General features: G+C 61.1%; 14 protein-coding genes and 1 pseudogene. 10 read left to right on the top strand and 5 right to left on the bottom strand.

What is annotated here, in order from left to right; translation table 11 throughout:
- Positions 1–51: 51 nt before the first annotated feature.
- From ftsX to ftsY, 3 genes are read right to left on the bottom strand one after another with little or no spacing between them, the layout of a single operon-like run.
- Positions 52–1,077: a permease-like cell division protein FtsX gene (gene ftsX / locus EJA71_RS00490; protein ID WP_034153670.1), complete on the bottom strand. Its 1,026-nt coding sequence runs from the start codon at positions 1,075–1,077 to the stop codon at positions 52–54.
- Positions 1,074–1,745, bottom strand: a complete 672-nt coding sequence (ftsE, locus tag EJA71_RS00485; protein WP_003229148.1) for a cell division ATP-binding protein FtsE — start codon at positions 1,743–1,745, stop codon at positions 1,074–1,076. Before ftsE ends, ftsX begins: the two co-directional genes overlap by 4 nt.
- Positions 1,742–3,289, bottom strand: a complete 1,548-nt coding sequence (gene ftsY / locus EJA71_RS00480; protein ID WP_158953360.1) for a signal recognition particle-docking protein FtsY — start codon at positions 3,287–3,289, stop codon at positions 1,742–1,744. The genes ftsE and ftsY overlap by 4 nt, the downstream gene beginning before the upstream one ends.
- 344 nt (positions 3,290–3,633) lie before the next feature.
- Between ftsY and EJA71_RS00475 the strand changes: the two genes are divergently transcribed.
- From EJA71_RS00475 to EJA71_RS00455, 5 genes and pseudogenes are all read left to right on the top strand, one after another.
- Positions 3,634–4,989 carry a pitrilysin family protein gene (locus EJA71_RS00475; protein ID WP_008077830.1) on the top strand — a complete coding sequence of 452 codons (1,356 nt, stop codon included), beginning with the start codon at positions 3,634–3,636 and terminating at the stop codon, positions 4,987–4,989.
- On the top strand, positions 4,982–6,472 hold the full coding sequence (locus tag EJA71_RS00470; RefSeq protein ID WP_158953358.1) for a pitrilysin family protein: 1,491 nt from the start codon (positions 4,982–4,984) through the stop codon (positions 6,470–6,472). The genes EJA71_RS00475 and EJA71_RS00470 overlap by 8 nt, the downstream gene beginning before the upstream one ends.
- Positions 6,472–7,086, top strand: coding sequence for a 16S rRNA (guanine(966)-N(2))-methyltransferase RsmD (gene rsmD, locus EJA71_RS00465; RefSeq protein ID WP_158953356.1), 615 nt, complete (start codon positions 6,472–6,474; stop codon positions 7,084–7,086). The genes EJA71_RS00470 and rsmD overlap by 1 nt, the downstream gene beginning before the upstream one ends.
- A gap of 64 nt (positions 7,087–7,150) precedes the next feature.
- Positions 7,151–8,145 (top strand): annotated as a pseudogene (locus EJA71_RS00460) (hydrolase).
- Positions 8,142–8,972, top strand: a complete 831-nt coding sequence (locus EJA71_RS00455; RefSeq protein ID WP_158953424.1) for an AraC family transcriptional regulator — start codon at positions 8,142–8,144, stop codon at positions 8,970–8,972. The pseudogene EJA71_RS00460 and the gene EJA71_RS00455 overlap by 4 nt, the downstream one beginning before the upstream one ends.
- Before the next feature lie 78 nt (positions 8,973–9,050).
- Here the strand turns inward: EJA71_RS00455 and EJA71_RS00450 are convergent, their stop codons facing one another.
- Both EJA71_RS00450 and EJA71_RS00445 read right to left on the bottom strand, forming a co-directional pair.
- Positions 9,051–9,905 (bottom strand): sulfurtransferase, encoded by an 855-nt coding sequence (locus EJA71_RS00450; RefSeq protein WP_158953354.1) that lies wholly within the window; start codon positions 9,903–9,905, stop codon positions 9,051–9,053.
- Positions 9,906–9,937: 32 nt separating this feature from the next.
- Positions 9,938–10,609, bottom strand: coding sequence for a TetR/AcrR family transcriptional regulator (locus EJA71_RS00445; protein ID WP_064388061.1), 672 nt, complete (start codon positions 10,607–10,609; stop codon positions 9,938–9,940).
- 146 nt (positions 10,610–10,755) lie between these two features.
- On the opposite strand from EJA71_RS00445, the gene EJA71_RS00440 reads away from it, so the two are divergent.
- The 5 genes from EJA71_RS00440 to EJA71_RS00420 all read left to right on the top strand — a co-directional run bounded on the left by EJA71_RS00440 (position 10,756) and on the right by EJA71_RS00420 (position 15,439).
- The gene (locus tag EJA71_RS00440) at positions 10,756–12,186 is read left to right on the top strand and encodes a coniferyl aldehyde dehydrogenase (RefSeq protein ID WP_158953352.1); all 1,431 of its coding nucleotides are present in this window, start codon (positions 10,756–10,758) and stop codon (positions 12,184–12,186) included.
- A 29-nt stretch (positions 12,187–12,215) separates the two neighbouring features.
- A complete protein-coding gene (locus EJA71_RS00435; protein ID WP_158953350.1) occupies positions 12,216–12,761 on the top strand; it encodes a twin-arginine translocation pathway signal protein in 546 nt (181 codons plus the stop codon).
- An 89-nt stretch (positions 12,762–12,850) separates the two neighbouring features.
- Positions 12,851–14,446: a GMC family oxidoreductase gene (locus tag EJA71_RS00430; RefSeq protein WP_158953348.1), complete on the top strand. Its 1,596-nt coding sequence runs from the start codon at positions 12,851–12,853 to the stop codon at positions 14,444–14,446.
- 115 nt (positions 14,447–14,561) lie between these two features.
- A complete protein-coding gene (gene coaD / locus EJA71_RS00425; RefSeq protein WP_003229157.1) occupies positions 14,562–15,041 on the top strand; it encodes a pantetheine-phosphate adenylyltransferase in 480 nt (159 codons plus the stop codon).
- Between the two features lie 146 nt (positions 15,042–15,187).
- Positions 15,188–15,439, top strand: a complete 252-nt coding sequence (locus EJA71_RS00420; RefSeq protein ID WP_017734768.1) for a YfhL family 4Fe-4S dicluster ferredoxin — start codon at positions 15,188–15,190, stop codon at positions 15,437–15,439.
- Positions 15,440–15,522 lie beyond the last annotated feature (83 nt).

Raw genomic sequence — 15,522 nt, 5'->3', positions numbered from 1 at the left:
CAAATACAAGTTCCCAAAAAACCGCGAGGTCAATCACGCGCAAAAAAGATTCTACTTCGGCGCCAGCTCCCTGAGATGGCGTGCGACTGCAATCCATGCACCGATATAACCCAACAGCACCGCGCCAAGCAAGAGCGACAGACCGTCGGCAACTGGCACTCCGGCCAGCGCGAAATCACTGCCGTACAAGCCGGCCAGCCCAACCACCGCGTCGTTCAGCCAGTTCAGGCCAAACGCCAATACGCCCCAGGACAATAGCCCCGCACCGAAGCCATACAACGCACCCATATAAAGGAAAGGACGACGTACATAGCTGTCAGTGCCGCCGACGAGTTTAATCACTTCTATCTCGGTGCGGCGGTTTTCAATATGAAGACGAATGGTATTGCCTATCACCAAAAGTAATGCAGAAACCAAAAGCACCGTCAGACCGAAGACAAAACGATCGCCAAGCTTGAGGATGGCGGCCAGACGCTCGACCCAGACTAGATCAAGTTGCGCCTGTTGTACCTTGGGCAGCTCGGAAAGTTTTTGTCTTAATGCTTCCAGGGTTGGCTTGTCGACTTCGTTCGGCGTCACCAACACCACGCCCGGCAAGGGGTTCTCAGGCAGCTCGCGCAGGGCTTCGCCCAACCCGGACTGCTGCTGGAACTCTTCCAGCGCCTGATCGCGGCCGACATATTCAGCATCAGCTACGCCGGGCATGCCTTTGATCTGCTCGCGCAACGATTCGCCCTGCTCTGGGCTGGCATCGAGTTGCAGGTACAGCGAGATCTGCGCCGCACGTTGCCACGAACCGCCGAGACGTTCGACGTTGTTGAGCAACAGCGAAAGCCCCATCGGCAGACTCAGCGCCACGGCCATCACCATGCAGGTGAAGAAGCTACCGATTGGCTGCTTGCCGAGACGACGCAGGCTGTCGAGCAGGCTGGCGCGATGGCTTTCGACCCACGCACGAAACAGCGTGGCGAAATCCGGGCCATCATCATCGTCGTGTTTTTTCTTCTTTGGTGGCTGCGGATCGGCGGCCTTCGGCGCCACGCGCTCGGAAACCTTCGGACTGCGTGTCGCACTCATACCCCGGCCTCCCCGTCGCCGATCAATCGGCCACGTTGCAGGGTCAGCATGCGGTGGCGCATGCGCGCGATCAGCGCCAGGTCGTGACTGGCGATCAGGACGCTGGTGCCCAACCGGTTGATGTCTTCGAACACACCCATGATCTCGGCCGCCAGACGCGGGTCGAGGTTACCGGTGGGTTCGTCCGCCAGCAGCAAGGCCGGGCGGTGAACGATGGCGCGGGCAATGCCGACGCGCTGTTGCTGACCGGTGGACAGGTCGCCAGGGTACAGATCGGTTTTGTCCGACAGCGCCACGCGTTCCAGCGCCGAATCGACACGCTTGGCGATTTCGGCCTTGGACAACCCGAGAATCTGCAGTGGCAAGGCGACGTTGTTGAACACCGTGCGATCGAACAGCAACTGGTGATTCTGGAACACTACGCCGATCTGCCGGCGCAGGAACGGTATCTGCGCGTTGCTGATGGTGCTCAGGTCTTGCCCGGCCAGCAGCAGTTTGCCGCTGGTCGGACGCTCCATCGCCAGCAACAGGCGCAACAGAGTGGATTTACCGGCACCGGAGTGGCCGGTGACAAACAAGAACTCGCCACGACGGACTCGAAAGCTCAGCTCATGCAAGCCGACGTGACCGTTCGGGTAGCGTTTACCGACCTGTTCGAAACGAATCATGAACGCTCCCGCTCGGCAAACAGTGCCTGGACAAAGGGTTCGGCTTCAAAGGTACGCAAGTCGTCGATGCCTTCACCGACGCCGATATAGCGGATCGGCAGGCCAAACTGCTTGGCCAGGGCGAAGATCACCCCGCCCTTGGCGGTACCGTCGAGCTTGGTCAGCGCCAGACCGGTCAGTTCGACGGTCTGGTTGAATTGCTTGGCCTGATTGATGGCGTTCTGGCCAGTACCGGCGTCGAGCACCAGCAGCACTTCGTGCGGCGCGTCGGCGTCGAGCTTGCCGATCACCCGGCGAACCTTTTTCAGTTCTTCCATCAGGTTGTCCTTGGTGTGCAGACGACCGGCGGTGTCGGCGATCAGGACGTCAATGCCACGGGCCTTGGCGGCCTGCACGGCGTCAAAAATCACCGAAGCCGAGTCGGCGCCGGTGTGCTGAGCGATGACCGGAATCTTGTTGCGCTCACCCCACACCTGCAATTGCTCCACGGCAGCGGCACGGAAGGTGTCGCCGGCGGCGAGCATGACTTTCTTGCCTTCCAGTTGCAGCTTCTTCGCCAGCTTACCGATGGTGGTGGTTTTGCCGGCGCCGTTGACGCCAACCACCAGAATCACGAATGGCTTGTTCTGCGAAGCGATTTTCAGCGGTTGTTCAACCGGTTTGAGCATCGCGGCCAGTTCGGCCTGCAGGGATTTGTACAACGCATCGGCGTCGGCCAATTCCTTACGAGCAACCTTCTGGGTCAGGCGCTGGATGATCTGCGTGGTGGCTTCGACACCAACGTCGGCGGTGAGCAGACGGGTTTCGAGGTCATCGAGCAGATCGTCGTCAATGGTTTTGCGGCCGAGGAACAGGCTGGCCATGCCCTCGCCGATGCTGGCGCTGGTTTTCGACAGGCCTTGCTTGAGGCGGGCGAAGAAACCGGCTTTGGTTTCTTCGGTGCGCGGGGCTTCGACCGGAGCTTCAGCGACCACTTCAACGGGTGCCACAGCGGGAGCAGCGACGACCGGGGCCGGTTCAGGCTCTGGCTGTTGAACGACTGGCGCGACTGGAGCAACCATCACCGGGGCAATCGGCTCGACCGCAACAGGTTCAGCCACTACAGGCTCAGCAACAATCGGCGCAGGCTCGGCAATCGGCTCGACCAGCGGCGCCGGAGCCGGAGCCGGAGCCATCTCAGGCACAAACTCAGCAGGCGAAGGAATCACTGGCGTAATGTGCGGCGCAGCCTCTTCGACCAGTGCCACCGGCTCTTCCGCCACCGGCAAGGTCAGCCACGGCTCGGCGGCCGGGGTCAGCGGCAGTTCAGCCGCCACCGGCGCTTCAGGCTCTGGCTCAACCGGTTGCAGCACCGGCTCGGCAATCGGCAGAACAATCGGGGCCGGCTCTTCTTCTATAACCGGAGCAGGTTCCGGCGCAGGTTCAGGAATCGCGGGCGGCTGTTCGACGACGGGTTCCTGCGGTTTCTTACGCAGCCATCCGAACAGGCTTTTCTTCTCGCCAGCCGCAGCTGGGGTCTTCTTGTCGTCGTTGGAACCAAACATGGAGGACGGCTATCTCACGGTAGCGACGCGCCATAAGGGCGCCCCGGCAAATAAATATTCGATGCAGAACAGACTGTGTTTCATCCAGCTTGTTCACGCGCAACATTTTGTCGAGGCACCAACGGCACCTCAAAGATCGTTTTAACGAAGGTCTAAACCGGTAAAAATCGGCGAAAACGCGAAGTTTAGTAGGGAAAACTCTGCTTTGCGCCGCGAACCCATTCAGCCTGATCAAGTCTCGAAACCTGATAGGCGTGGTCGCCGGTAAAACGGATCAGTATCCTAGCACCCTCTCGCCCGCCGACGCTAAGACCAAGCGGGCAGCCCAACAGGTTAAAAAACGAATGAATGCTCTAGCCCGCCGCGCTGCAGGCCTGCTGCTCAGCACAGTCTGCCTGCCCCTTTCGGCCCTGGCGGCCGACCCTCAACCGACCCACGAATTCACCCTCGACAACGGCCTCAAGGTCGTCGTGCGCGAAGACCATCGTGCGCCAGTGGTGGTCTCGCAGGTCTGGTACAAGGTCGGCTCCAGCTACGAAACCCCGGGCCAGACCGGTCTGTCCCACGCGCTTGAGCACATGATGTTCAAGGGCAGCGAGAAAGTCGGCCCCGGCGAAGCCTCGCTGATCCTTCGCGATCTGGGCGCCGAGGAGAACGCTTTCACCAGCGACGACTTCACTGCTTATTATCAGGTTCTGGCTCGCGACCGCTTGGGCGTAGCTTTCGAACTGGAAGCCGACCGCATGGCCAATCTGCGCCTGCCGGCCGACGAGTTCGCCAAGGAAATCGAAGTCATCAAGGAAGAGCGCCGCTTGCGCACTGATGACAAGCCGATGTCCAAAGCTTACGAGCGCTACAAGGCCATGGCCTACCCCGCCAGCGGCTACCACACGCCGACCATCGGCTGGATGGCTGACCTCGACCGCATGAAGGTCGAAGAGCTGCGCCACTGGTATCAATCCTGGTATGTGCCGAACAACGCCACATTGGTAGTCGTCGGCGACGTCACCCCGGACGAAGTGAAAACCCTCGCCCAGCGCTACTTCGGCCCGATCGCCAAGCGCGACGTGCCACCGGCGAAAAAACCACTGGAACTGGCTGAACCTGGCGAACGCCAGATCACCCTGCATGTGCAGACCCAGTTGCCTAGCCTGATGCTCGGTTTCAACGTGCCAAGCATTGCCACCGCTGAAGACAAGCGCTCGGTCAATGCCTTGCGCCTGATCTCGGCGCTGCTCGACGGCGGTTACAGCGGTCGCATCCCGACGCAACTGGAGCGCGGCGAAGAGCTGGTCTCCGGCGGTTCGTCGAATTACGACGCCTACACCCGTGGCGACAGCCTGTTCACCCTGTCGGCAACCCCAAACACGCAGAAGAAAAAGACCATGGCGCAGGCTGAGGCCGGTCTGTGGAAACTGCTGGAACAGTTGAAAACCACCGCACCATCCGCCGAAGAACTGGAGCGCGTGCGTGCGCAAGTGATTGCCGGACTGGTCTTCGAACGTGATTCGATCACCAGCCAAGCCACGGCGATTGGTCAACTGGAAACCGTCGGCCTGTCGTGGAAACTGATGGACACCGAACTCGCCGATCTGGAAAGCGTGACCCCGCAAGACATCCAGAACGCCGCCAAGCTGTATTTCACCCGCGAACGTCTCAGCGTCGCCCACGTCCTGCCACTGGAGACGACCCATGAGTGAGCGCAAAACCCCACGCCTGATGCTGCTCGGCCTGATCGCCATTGCGGTGATCGGCTCGACGGCTTTCTATCTGTCGCCAAGTGCTGACAGCAAAGCCAGTGAAGCCCTGGACAACGCCAAAACCAGTCAGAAGCTGCAATCGCTGGCTGAACTCGACGGCAAGGCCCCGGCCAGTCGCAAACTCGATGTACAGACCTGGAACACCGCTGAAGGCGCGAAAGTGCTGTTCGTCGAAGCCCACGAACTGCCGATGTTCGACATGCGCCTGATTTTCGCCGCCGGCAGCAGCCAGGACGGCAACGCTTCGGGTCTGGCGGTGCTGACCAACGCGATGCTCAACGAAGGTGTTGCTGGCAAAGACGTCGGCGCCATCGCTCAAGGCTTTGAAGGTTTGGGGGCGGATTTCGGCAACGGTGCTTTCAAGGACATGGCGCTGGCTTCGCTGCGCAGCCTGAGTGCTGCCGACAAGCGCGAGCCGGCACTGAAGCTGTTCTCGGAAGTGGTCGGCAAACCGACCTTCCCGGCCGATTCGTTCGCACGCATCAAGAACCAGCTGCTTGCCGGTTTCGAATACCAGAAACAGAACCCCGGCAAACTCGCCAGCCTCGAGTTGATGAAGCGTCTGTACGGCGATCACCCGTACGCGCATTCGAGCGACGGCAATCCGCAAAGCGTACCGAAGATTACCCTCGCGCAATTGCGTGAGTTCCACGCCAAGGCTTACGCGGCGGGCAACGCGGTGATCGCGCTGGTCGGCGATCTGTCGCGCGCCGAAGCCGAGGCAATTGCCAATCAGGTCTCTTCTGCGCTGCCGAAAGGCCCGGCGCTGGCGAAGATCGCTCAGCCGCAGGAGCCGAAAGCCAGCACCAACCACATCGAGTTCCCGTCGAAGCAGACCAACCTGATGCTCGCGCAACTGGGCATCGACCGTGACGACCCGGATTACGCGGCGCTGTCGATGGGCAACCAGATCCTCGGTGGCGGCGGTTTCGGCACCCGCCTGATGAGCGAAGTGCGCGAGAAACGCGGCCTGACCTACGGCGTGTATTCGGCCTTCAGCCCGATGCAGGCCCGTGGCCCGTTCATGATCAACCTGCAGACCCGCGCGGAGATGAGCGAAGGCACCCTGAAACTGGTGCAGGACGTGCTCGCCGACTACCTGAAAACCGGGCCGACGCAGAAAGAACTCGACGATGCCAAACGCGAACTGGCCGGCAGCTTCCCGCTGTCCACCGCGAGCAATGCCGACATCGTTGGCCAACTCGGCGCGATGGGCTTCTATAATCTGCCATTGAGCTATCTGGATGATTTCATGCGTCAGTCGCAGAGCCTGACCGTGGAGCAAGTCCGCGATGCCCTGAACAAACACCTGAGCACGGACAAAATGGTCATCGTCACCGCTGGCCCGACCGTGCCGCAAAAGCCGTTACCGGCCCCATCTGATAAACCTGCCGAGCAACCGCTCGGGGTTCCGGAGCATTAATGGCTACCCGATCGCCTAAAAAACCCGCGCAGAACGTCCATAACGGCGTAAACCAGTTGCGCATCATTGGCGGCCAATGGCGCAGTCGCAAGCTGAGCTTCCCCGACGCGCCAGGCCTGCGCCCGACGCCGGATCGTGTGCGTGAAACCCTGTTCAACTGGCTCGCGCCGTACGTTGAAGGGGCCAAGGTGCTCGACCCGTTCGCCGGCAGCGGCGCGCTGTTTCTCGAAGCGCTGTCCCGTGGCGCGGCCATGGGCCAGGCGCTGGACGCCAGCAACATTGCGGTGTCCAGCCTGAAAGAACACCTCGGCACCCTGCGCTGCACCAACGGTCAGGTGCAGACCGCCGACGCCCTGCGTTATCTGGAAACCCAGACCGCAACGCCGTTTGATCTGGTGTTCCTCGACCCACCGTTCAACCAGAACCTGCTGCCGGCCGTGTGCACCTTGCTTGAAGAGCGGCAGTGGCTGGCACCGGACTCGTGGATCTACACTGAAAGCGAAACGGCACCCTCAATCCTCGGCCTGCCGGGCAACTGGCGCCTGCACCGCGAGCAGAAATCCGGGCGAGTGCACTACGCGTTGTGGCAACGTATGGCAGAGATCGCCGGTTAACCGACCGGCCTGAACAAGCGGCGCGCTTCACAAGAGGCGTCGCCGCGCTGCATCGAGAATCATCGTGCCCCCTCCTTCAGAATGCTTCATTCCCGCCCTCGGCCTCGGCAATCCACACCTGCAAACCTTGTGGGGGCCGCTGTGGCGCAAAACCGTGCATATCGAACGCGAGCGCGAACGCTTGTGGCTTGAGGACGGCGACTTCCTCGACCTCGACTGGCATGGTCCGCACTCGGCTGACGCGCCGCTGGTTCTGGTGCTGCATGGCCTCACCGGCTCTTCCATTCGCCCTATGTGGCGGGCGTGCAGAAGGCGTTGGCCGACCAAGGCTGGGCCAGTGTCGCGCTGAACTGGCGTGGCTGTTCGGGCGAGCCGAATCTGCTGCCACGCAGCTATCACTCCGGCGCCAGCGAAGACCTCGCCGAAGCCATCAAACACCTGCGTGCGAAACGACCCTTGGCGCCGCTGTATGCCGTCGGTTATTCCTTGGGCGGCAATGTGTTGCTCAAGCATTTGGGCGAAACCGGCAGCGCCAGTGGTGTGCTCGGCGCGGTGGCGGTGTCGGTGCCGTTCCGCCTCGATCAATGCGCCGACCGGATCGGCCAGGGTTTTTCCAAGGTCTATCAGGCGCACTTCATGCGCGAAATGGTCGCCTACATCAAGAACAAGCAACGGCAGTTTCAGCATGACGGTCGCGAGGATGGGCTAGCGGCTTTGGCAGCGCTCGGTTCGCTGGAGAACATGCGCACGTTCTGGGATTTCGATGGCCGGGTTACCGCTCCGTTGCACGGTTTTACCGATGCCGAGGATTATTACCGGCGGGCGTCGAGCCGCTACTTCCTCGGCGAGATCCGCACACCGACGTTGATCATTCAGGCAGCGGACGATCCATTTGTGTTTCCGCACAGCCTGCCTTCGGAAAGCGAGCTGTCGGCCTCGACTGCTTTTGAACTACAGGCGCGCGGCGGGCACGTTGGATTCGTCGACGGCTCAGTGCGCCAGCCCAGTTATTACCTCGAACGGCGCATCCCGCAATGGCTGGCCAGCGTGCCCGCATGAGCGATCAGGGCGAGTCGATCCGTTTCTGGCAATCGGCGCCGTTGCCCGGTGTCGAACTGTTGTCGGCGCGCTACATCGAACAGCGCTTCGCCCCGCATGTACACGATGGCTTTGTGATCGGCATGATCATGGCCGGCGCTCAGCGCTACCGCTATCGCGGCGCTGAACACTTGGCGGGCAGCGGCACGCTGGTGCTGATCAACCCGGATGAGCTGCACACGGGGCACAAGGGCACCGAGGACGGCTGGCTGTATCGAGCGTTCTACCCGGATACCGGCAAGATCGTTTCGCTGCTGGATGAACTCGAACTGTCCACAACGAGTTTGCCGGCGTTCGGCGCCACGCTGTATCGCGACCCGGATCTGGTCAGCGGTTTTGCACAATTGCACCGGTTGCTCGAAAGCCCTGCTACTGCGCTGCAACAGCAAACGGTATGGCGCGAGATGATGCTGCTGCTGTTGCAGCGCCACGCGGCGGTGCGAGAAATCGGCAACCCCGGCAAGGAGCACCGCGCGGTGCTGATTGCCAAGGATCTGCTGCATACGCACCTGGCGGCGCCGCCGTCGCTGGAGGAGCTGGCCGCAGCGGTCAATCTGTCGCCGTTCCATTTCGCCCGGGTGTTCCGCCGTGCGACCGGCATGCCACCGCACACCTGGCTGATGCAGCAACGCATCGCTCGAGCGCGGGCCTTGTTGCAGAACGGCTGCTTGCCGCTGGAGGTCGCTACGCAATTGGGTTTTGCCGATCAGAGCCATTTGAGTCGGCAGTTCAAACAGGCTTATGGCGTCGGGCCCGCCGCGTATCGCAGTGCCCGCCTGAAAAGCTAAAAGATCGCAGCCTGCGGCAGCTCCTACATTGGAATGCACTTCCCTGTAGGAGCTGCCGCAGGCTGCGATCCTTTGATCTTATTCGCCGGTGGCTATGCCGCGCGCCGGCTCGTTGATCCACTCGCTCCACGACCCGGCATACAACGAACCCAACGGATACCCCGCCAGGCACAGCGCAAACAGGTTATGGCACGCGGTCACTCCAGAGCCGCAATAAGCCACCAGATCCGACGGCGAACGCTCACCGAGCTTCTCGGCAAAACGCTGCTTGAGCTGATCGGCCGGGAGGAATCGTCCATCGCTGCCAAGGTTGTCAGTGAACGCCACGCACTGTGCACCCGGAATATGCCCAGCCACTGGATCGATCGGTTCCACTTCACCCTTGAATCGCGGCAAGGCCCGAGCATCGATCAACGTCAGCGCCGGCTGACCGAGGCGCTTTTGCAATTTCTCGGCGCTGATCAACAAACTCATGTCCGGCTGACCGCTGAAGTTGCCAGGGCTCACCTTCGGCGCATCCAGACTCAGCGGCAAACCCGCCGCGTGCCAGGCCTTGAGTCCACCATCGAGAATGAACACGCCATCGCGCTTGCCCAGCCACGTCAGTAACCACCACGCCCGCGCCGCGTAGGCACCGGGGCCGTCGTCATACAGAACCACGTCACTGTCGTTGTTGATGCCCCAGGCTTGAAGACGCTCAATCAACGCCGCCGGCTCGGGCAACGGATGCCGCCCGGTCACGCCCTTGAGCACTGTGCCGCTGAGATCGCGCTCAAGATCGGCGAAGCTCGCCCCGGCGATGTGCCCTTCGGCGTAGCTGCGCTGCCCGTAATCCGGATCTTCGAGGGCGAAACGACAATCGAGAATCACCAGCCCCGGCTGTTCCTTGCGGGCATCCAGCGTTTGCGGGCTGATCAGTTGCGCAATCGGCATAACGGGCTCCTGTGGAGTTTCAACAGAACGGTTTATTTCACGTCTTCGAGGGCCTGGGCCAACGGCACGTAGAACTCATCAAACAACGCGTTGACCTGTTCACGCGCCTCGTCAGTGACGAACCCGGCCTCAAGGACCAACACCTGATACACGCCACGTTTAACAGCTTGCTCGCTGAGGTGATTGGAGTTTTCGCGGGTGGTGCACAGAAAGCGTACCCAAGAGGTCAGGATGATCCACGCGTTGAGGGTCAGGGATTCGATCTGCACGCGATCCATCTTGAGGATTCCTGCAGCGACAAAGCCTTCGTAGATGGCCGCGCCTTGAATCACGCAGCGCTGGGAAAAGCGCCGGTAACGCGCGGCCAGTTCCGGATCGCTGTCGAGCAGATGCTCGAGGTCGCGATGCAGAAATCGGTAGCCCCACATCGCCGACAGCAGTTCCTTGAGATAGAAACGTTTGTCTTCGACCGTCGCGGCACGCCCCTGTGGCGGGCGCAGAAAGCTGTCCACCAAGGCTTCGTACTCACTGAACAGCACAGCGATGATCGCCTGCTTGTTAGGGAAGTGGTAGTACAGATTGCCCGGAGAAATCTCCATATGGGCGGCAATGTGGTTGGTGCTGATGCTGCGCTCGCCCTGTTGATTGAACAGCTCGAGGCTGTTCTGCACGATGCGCTCGCTGGTTTTTATTCGTGGGGCCATGGCTTGAGCTTTAATTCAGAGTGCGGTGAGGGGCATCTTACGACCTATCCGGAAATGGATAAAACAAAGCTGCACACGGAAGTCATTTGACTTTATAGAGCATAGACTCTAAAAAGTTCACCACTACAATAAATCCGGAGCCTACGATGACTGCCGACATTGCCTACCTGCAAACACTGCAACAGCCACTCGAAGAGCTCAGCCAACTGTTCGATGCGCAACGCGCAGCGTATGCCGCCAACCCGATGCCAGCCGCCGCGCAGCGCCAGCAATGGTTGAAGGCATTGCGCGATTTGTTGAGCAGTGAGCGTCAGGCGTTGATCGAGGCGATCAGTAAGGATTTCAGCAACCGCAGCGCCGATGAGACCCTGCTCGCCGAGCTGATGCCCAGCCTGCACGGCATTCATTACGCCAGCCGTCACCTCAAAGGCTGGATGAAACCCTCGCGACGCAAGGTCGGTATGGCGTTCCAGCCCGCTGCAGCGAAAGTGATTTACCAGCCGCTGGGCGTCGTTGGCGTCATCGTGCCGTGGAATTACCCGCTGTATCTGGCCATCGGGCCGTTGGTTGGCGCCCTTGCGGCGGGCAATCGAGTGATGCTCAAACTCAGCGAGTCGACCCCGGCCACCGGGCTGTTGCTCAAGGCATTGCTGGCGCGAATCTTCCCCGAAGATCTGGTGGGCGTAGTTCTCGGCGAGGCCGACGTTGGCGTGGCGTTCTCCCGCCTGCCGTTTGATCACCTGTTGTTCACGGGTTCGACCAGCGTCGGCAAGCACGTGATGCGCGCGGCGGCCGAAAACCTCACGCCGGTGACCCTGGAACTGGGCGGCAAATCCCCCGCCATCGTTTCCCGAGACGTGCCGTTGAAGGACGCCGCCGAACGCATTGCTTTCGGTAAAACCCTGAACGCCGGGCAAACCTGCGTCGCTCCCGATTACGTGCTGGTGCCGGAAGACCGCGTCGGCGGTTTCGTCGAAGCCTATCGCCAGGCAGTGCAGAGCTTTTATCCGACCCTCAGCGATAACCCGGATTACACCGCGATCATCAATGACCGCCAACTAACCCGCCTGAATGGTTACGTCAGCGACGCCACCAGCAAGGGCGCGCTGCTGATTCCGCTGTTCGAGCAGGGTCAGGGCCGACGCATGCCGCACAGTGTGCTGTTGAATGTCAGCGACGACATGACCGTGATGCAGGACGAAATCTTCGGTCCGCTGCTGCCCATCGTGCCGTATCGCGATCTGGAGCAGGCATTTGCTTACATCAATCAGCGCCCACGACCTCTGGCTCTTTACTACTTCGGCTACGACAAAGGTGAGCAGACCCGCGTGCTGCACGAAACCCACTCCGGTGGCGTGTGCCTGAATGACACGCTGCTGCACGTGGCGCAGGACGACATGCCGTTCGGCGGCATCGGCCCATCCGGCATGGGCCATTACCACGGTCACGAAGGTTTTCTGACCTTCAGCAAGGCCAAAGGCGTGTTGGTTAAACAGCGCTTCAACGCGGCCAGGCTGATTTACCCGCCGTACGGCACGTCGATCCAGAAACTGATCCAGAAGCTGTTCATTCGCTAAACATTTGTCATTGCCGGGTAATAACAATAATGCACCCAAGCCTGACCGAAACACCTGCGCTGTCACGCCGTGGCCTGCTGAAATTCAGCCTCGGCGCCACGGCGTTCCTCGCCACCGCTGGTCTTGGCGCCAGCCTCAGCGGTTGTTCTTCCAACGTCGCAGCCCACGGCTTCATCACCTTGCGCGACGGCGATCTGCTGTTTTTGCGCGCACTGATTCCGGTGATGCTCGAAGGCGCCGTGGCCACCGAGAAAATGCCCAGTGCCGTCGACGGGACGCTCAAGTCGCTGGATTACAGCCTCGATCACCTGTCGCCGGAAATGCTCAAACTCACCCGGCAACTGTTCGACGTGCTGGGCATGGCCGTCACGCGCGGACCGCTCACCGGGATCTGGGGCAGTTGGGAAAACGCCAGCCCCGAGGCGATGCGCAATTTCCTCGATCGCTGGGAGAACAGTTCGTTGAGCCTGTTGCGCATGGGGCATAGCTCGTTGCAGCAGATGGTGCTGATGGCGTGGTACGCCCGCGCCGAGTCATGGGCGCATTGCGGTTATCCCGGCCCGCCCACCGTTTGAGATCGGCACCGCTCCGTTCGCGAGCAAGCTCGCTCCCACAGGGCCAGCCACCCTACCTTGCATCCAGAATAATAAAGAGAACCTGACCGATGCCCGTACCCGACCCGTTCCGCGAAGGCCTTGCCCGAGGCTGGAAAACCTACAACGGCGCACAACTGAGTGATGACCTGAGCCTCGAGGCCGATGTGGCGATTATCGGCAGCGGCGCCGGTGGCGGCACCACCGCGGAAATCCTCAGCGCCGCCGGCTACAAAGTGCTGCTGATCGAAGAAGGCCCGCTCAAGACCAGCTCCGACTTCAAGATGCTCGAAGACCAGGCCTACAGCAGCCTCTATCAGGAAGGCATCGGGCGCATGAGCAAGGACGGTGCGATCACCATCCTCCAAGGCCGAGCGGTCGGCGGCACGACGCTGATCAACTGGACATCGAGCTTTCGCACCCCCGAGCCGACCCTCGATCACTGGGCCAAAGAACACAACGTCGAAGGTCACAGCCCAGCCGAAATGGCGCCATGGTTCGAGAAAATGGAACAGCGCCTCGGCGTCGCGCCGTGGATGGTGCCGCCCAACGCCAACAACGACGTGATCCGCAAGGGCTGCGAGCAACTCGGCTACAGCTGGCACGTGATCCCGCGCAACGTGCGCGGCTGCTGGAATCTGGGCTACTGCGGCATGGGCTGCCCGACCAACGCCAAGCAATCGATGATGGTCACCACCATTCCCGCGACCCTGGAAAAGGATGGCGAGCTGCTCTATCTGGCCCGCGCAGAGAAATTGCTGATCAGCGGCGACAAGGTCACTGGCCTGCAATGCTTGGCGATGGACGAGCGCTGCGTCGCACCGACCGGGCGCACCATCACGGTCAAAGCGCGGCATTACGTACTGGCCGGCGGCGGCATCAACAGCCCGGCGCTGCTGCTGCGTTCAGAGGCGCCAGATCCGCATAAAAATCTCGGCAAGCGCACCTTTCTGCACCCGGTGAACATGTCTGCCGCGCGCTTCGATGAAGTGGTCAATCCGTTTTACGGGGCGCCGCAATCGATCTATTCCGATCACTTCCAATGGAAGGACGGCACCACCGGGCCGATGGCGTTCAAACTCGAAGTGCCGCCGCTGCATCCCGCGCTGGCGGCGACGCTGCTCGGCGGTTTTGGCCAGGAGAGCGCGCAACACATGGCTGATCTGCCGCACACCCACGCCATGCTCGCGCTGCTGCGTGACGGTTTTCACCCGGACAGCACGGGCGGCGCGGTCGAGTTGCGTGGCGATGGCTCACCGGTGCTCGATTACCAGGTTTCGCCGTACGCCTGGGAGGGTTTGCGCAAGGCCTTCCACGTCATGGCTGAAATCCAGTTCGCCGGTGGCGCGAAATCGGTGATGCCGATGCACGCCGACGCGCGTTACGTGAACACCCTGGCCGAAGCCCGCACGCTGATCGATGGCCTGAGCCTCGAGTTGTATCGCACACGCTTGGGCAGCGCCCACGTCATGGGCGGCTGCGCGATGGGTGAAGACGCGAAAAGCGCCGTCACCGACAGCCTCGGTCGCCATCATCAACTGAGCAACCTGTCGATTCATGACGGCTCGCTGTTCCCCACCAGCATCGGCGCCAACCCGCAGTTGTCGGTGTACGGCCTGACCGCGCAACTGGCGAGTGCACTGGCCGATCGGCTGAAAAACCCGTGAATATCCGGATTATTGCCATCGTCTATAGTGCTTTCTTACCCAACAGGCGACTTGGCCGACCGGGACGGCTGCGATACCATCCGACTCCCCAACGGACTCCCGCCAGGACGACGCGATGAACCGAGTGTTGTACCCAGGTACCTTCGACCCTATTACCAAGGGCCATGGCGATCTGGTCGAACGCGCCTCGCGCCTGTTCGATCACGTGATCATTGCGGTCGCTGCCAGCCCGAAAAAGAACCCGCTGTTCCCGCTGGAACAACGGGTTGAACTGGCTCGCGAGGTCACCAAACACCTGCCGAACGTGGAAGTGGTCGGTTTCTCGACGCTGCTCGCGCATTTCGCCAAAGAGCAGAACGCCAACGTGTTCCTGCGTGGTTTGCGTGCGGTGTCGGACTTCGAATACGAATTCCAGCTGGCCAACATGAACCGCCAATTGGCGCCGGATGTGGAGAGCCTGTTTCTCACCCCGTCCGAGCGTTATTCGTTCATTTCTTCGACGTTGGTGCGGGAAATCGCCGCGCTGGGCGGCGATATCAGCAAGTTCGTTCATCCGGCCGTGGCCGATGCGCTGACCCTGCGCTTCAAAAAGTAGGCGCTGGCGAAGGCTGCGATCTTTTGATCTTGATCGCAGCCACGCACAGCAGTTGATCGCAGCAACGTGCACTACGGGCGCCAATGCGGCACAATTGCGCGCATTGGTTTATAGCGCCCGGGCCTGCCGCCCCGGCTGGAGTTAGCATGTCCCTGATCATCACCGACGATTGCATCAACTGCGACGTCTGCGAACCCGAGTGCCCGAACGCCGCCATCTCCCAAGGCGAAGAGATCTACGTGATCGACCCGAACCTGTGCACCCAATGCGTCGGTCACTACGACGAACCGCAGTGCCAACAGGTCTGCCCGGTGGATTGCATTCCGCTGGACGAAGCGCATCCGGAGACTGAAGAACAGTTGATGGACAAGTACCGCAAGATTACCGGCAAGGCCTGATCTGACAGTTGTATAGCGCTCTTTCGGGCCTATTCGCGAGCAAGCTCGCTCCCACATTGAAATGCGTTCCAATGTGGGAGCGA

Origin of the sequence: Pseudomonas sp. PB106 (genome assembly GCF_009764645.1) — a bacterium.
Classification (GTDB): domain Bacteria; phylum Pseudomonadota; class Gammaproteobacteria; order Pseudomonadales; family Pseudomonadaceae; genus Aquipseudomonas.
The sequence above is the reverse complement of the archived record's forward strand: the minus strand, read 5'-3'. Positions and strand labels throughout refer to the sequence as shown.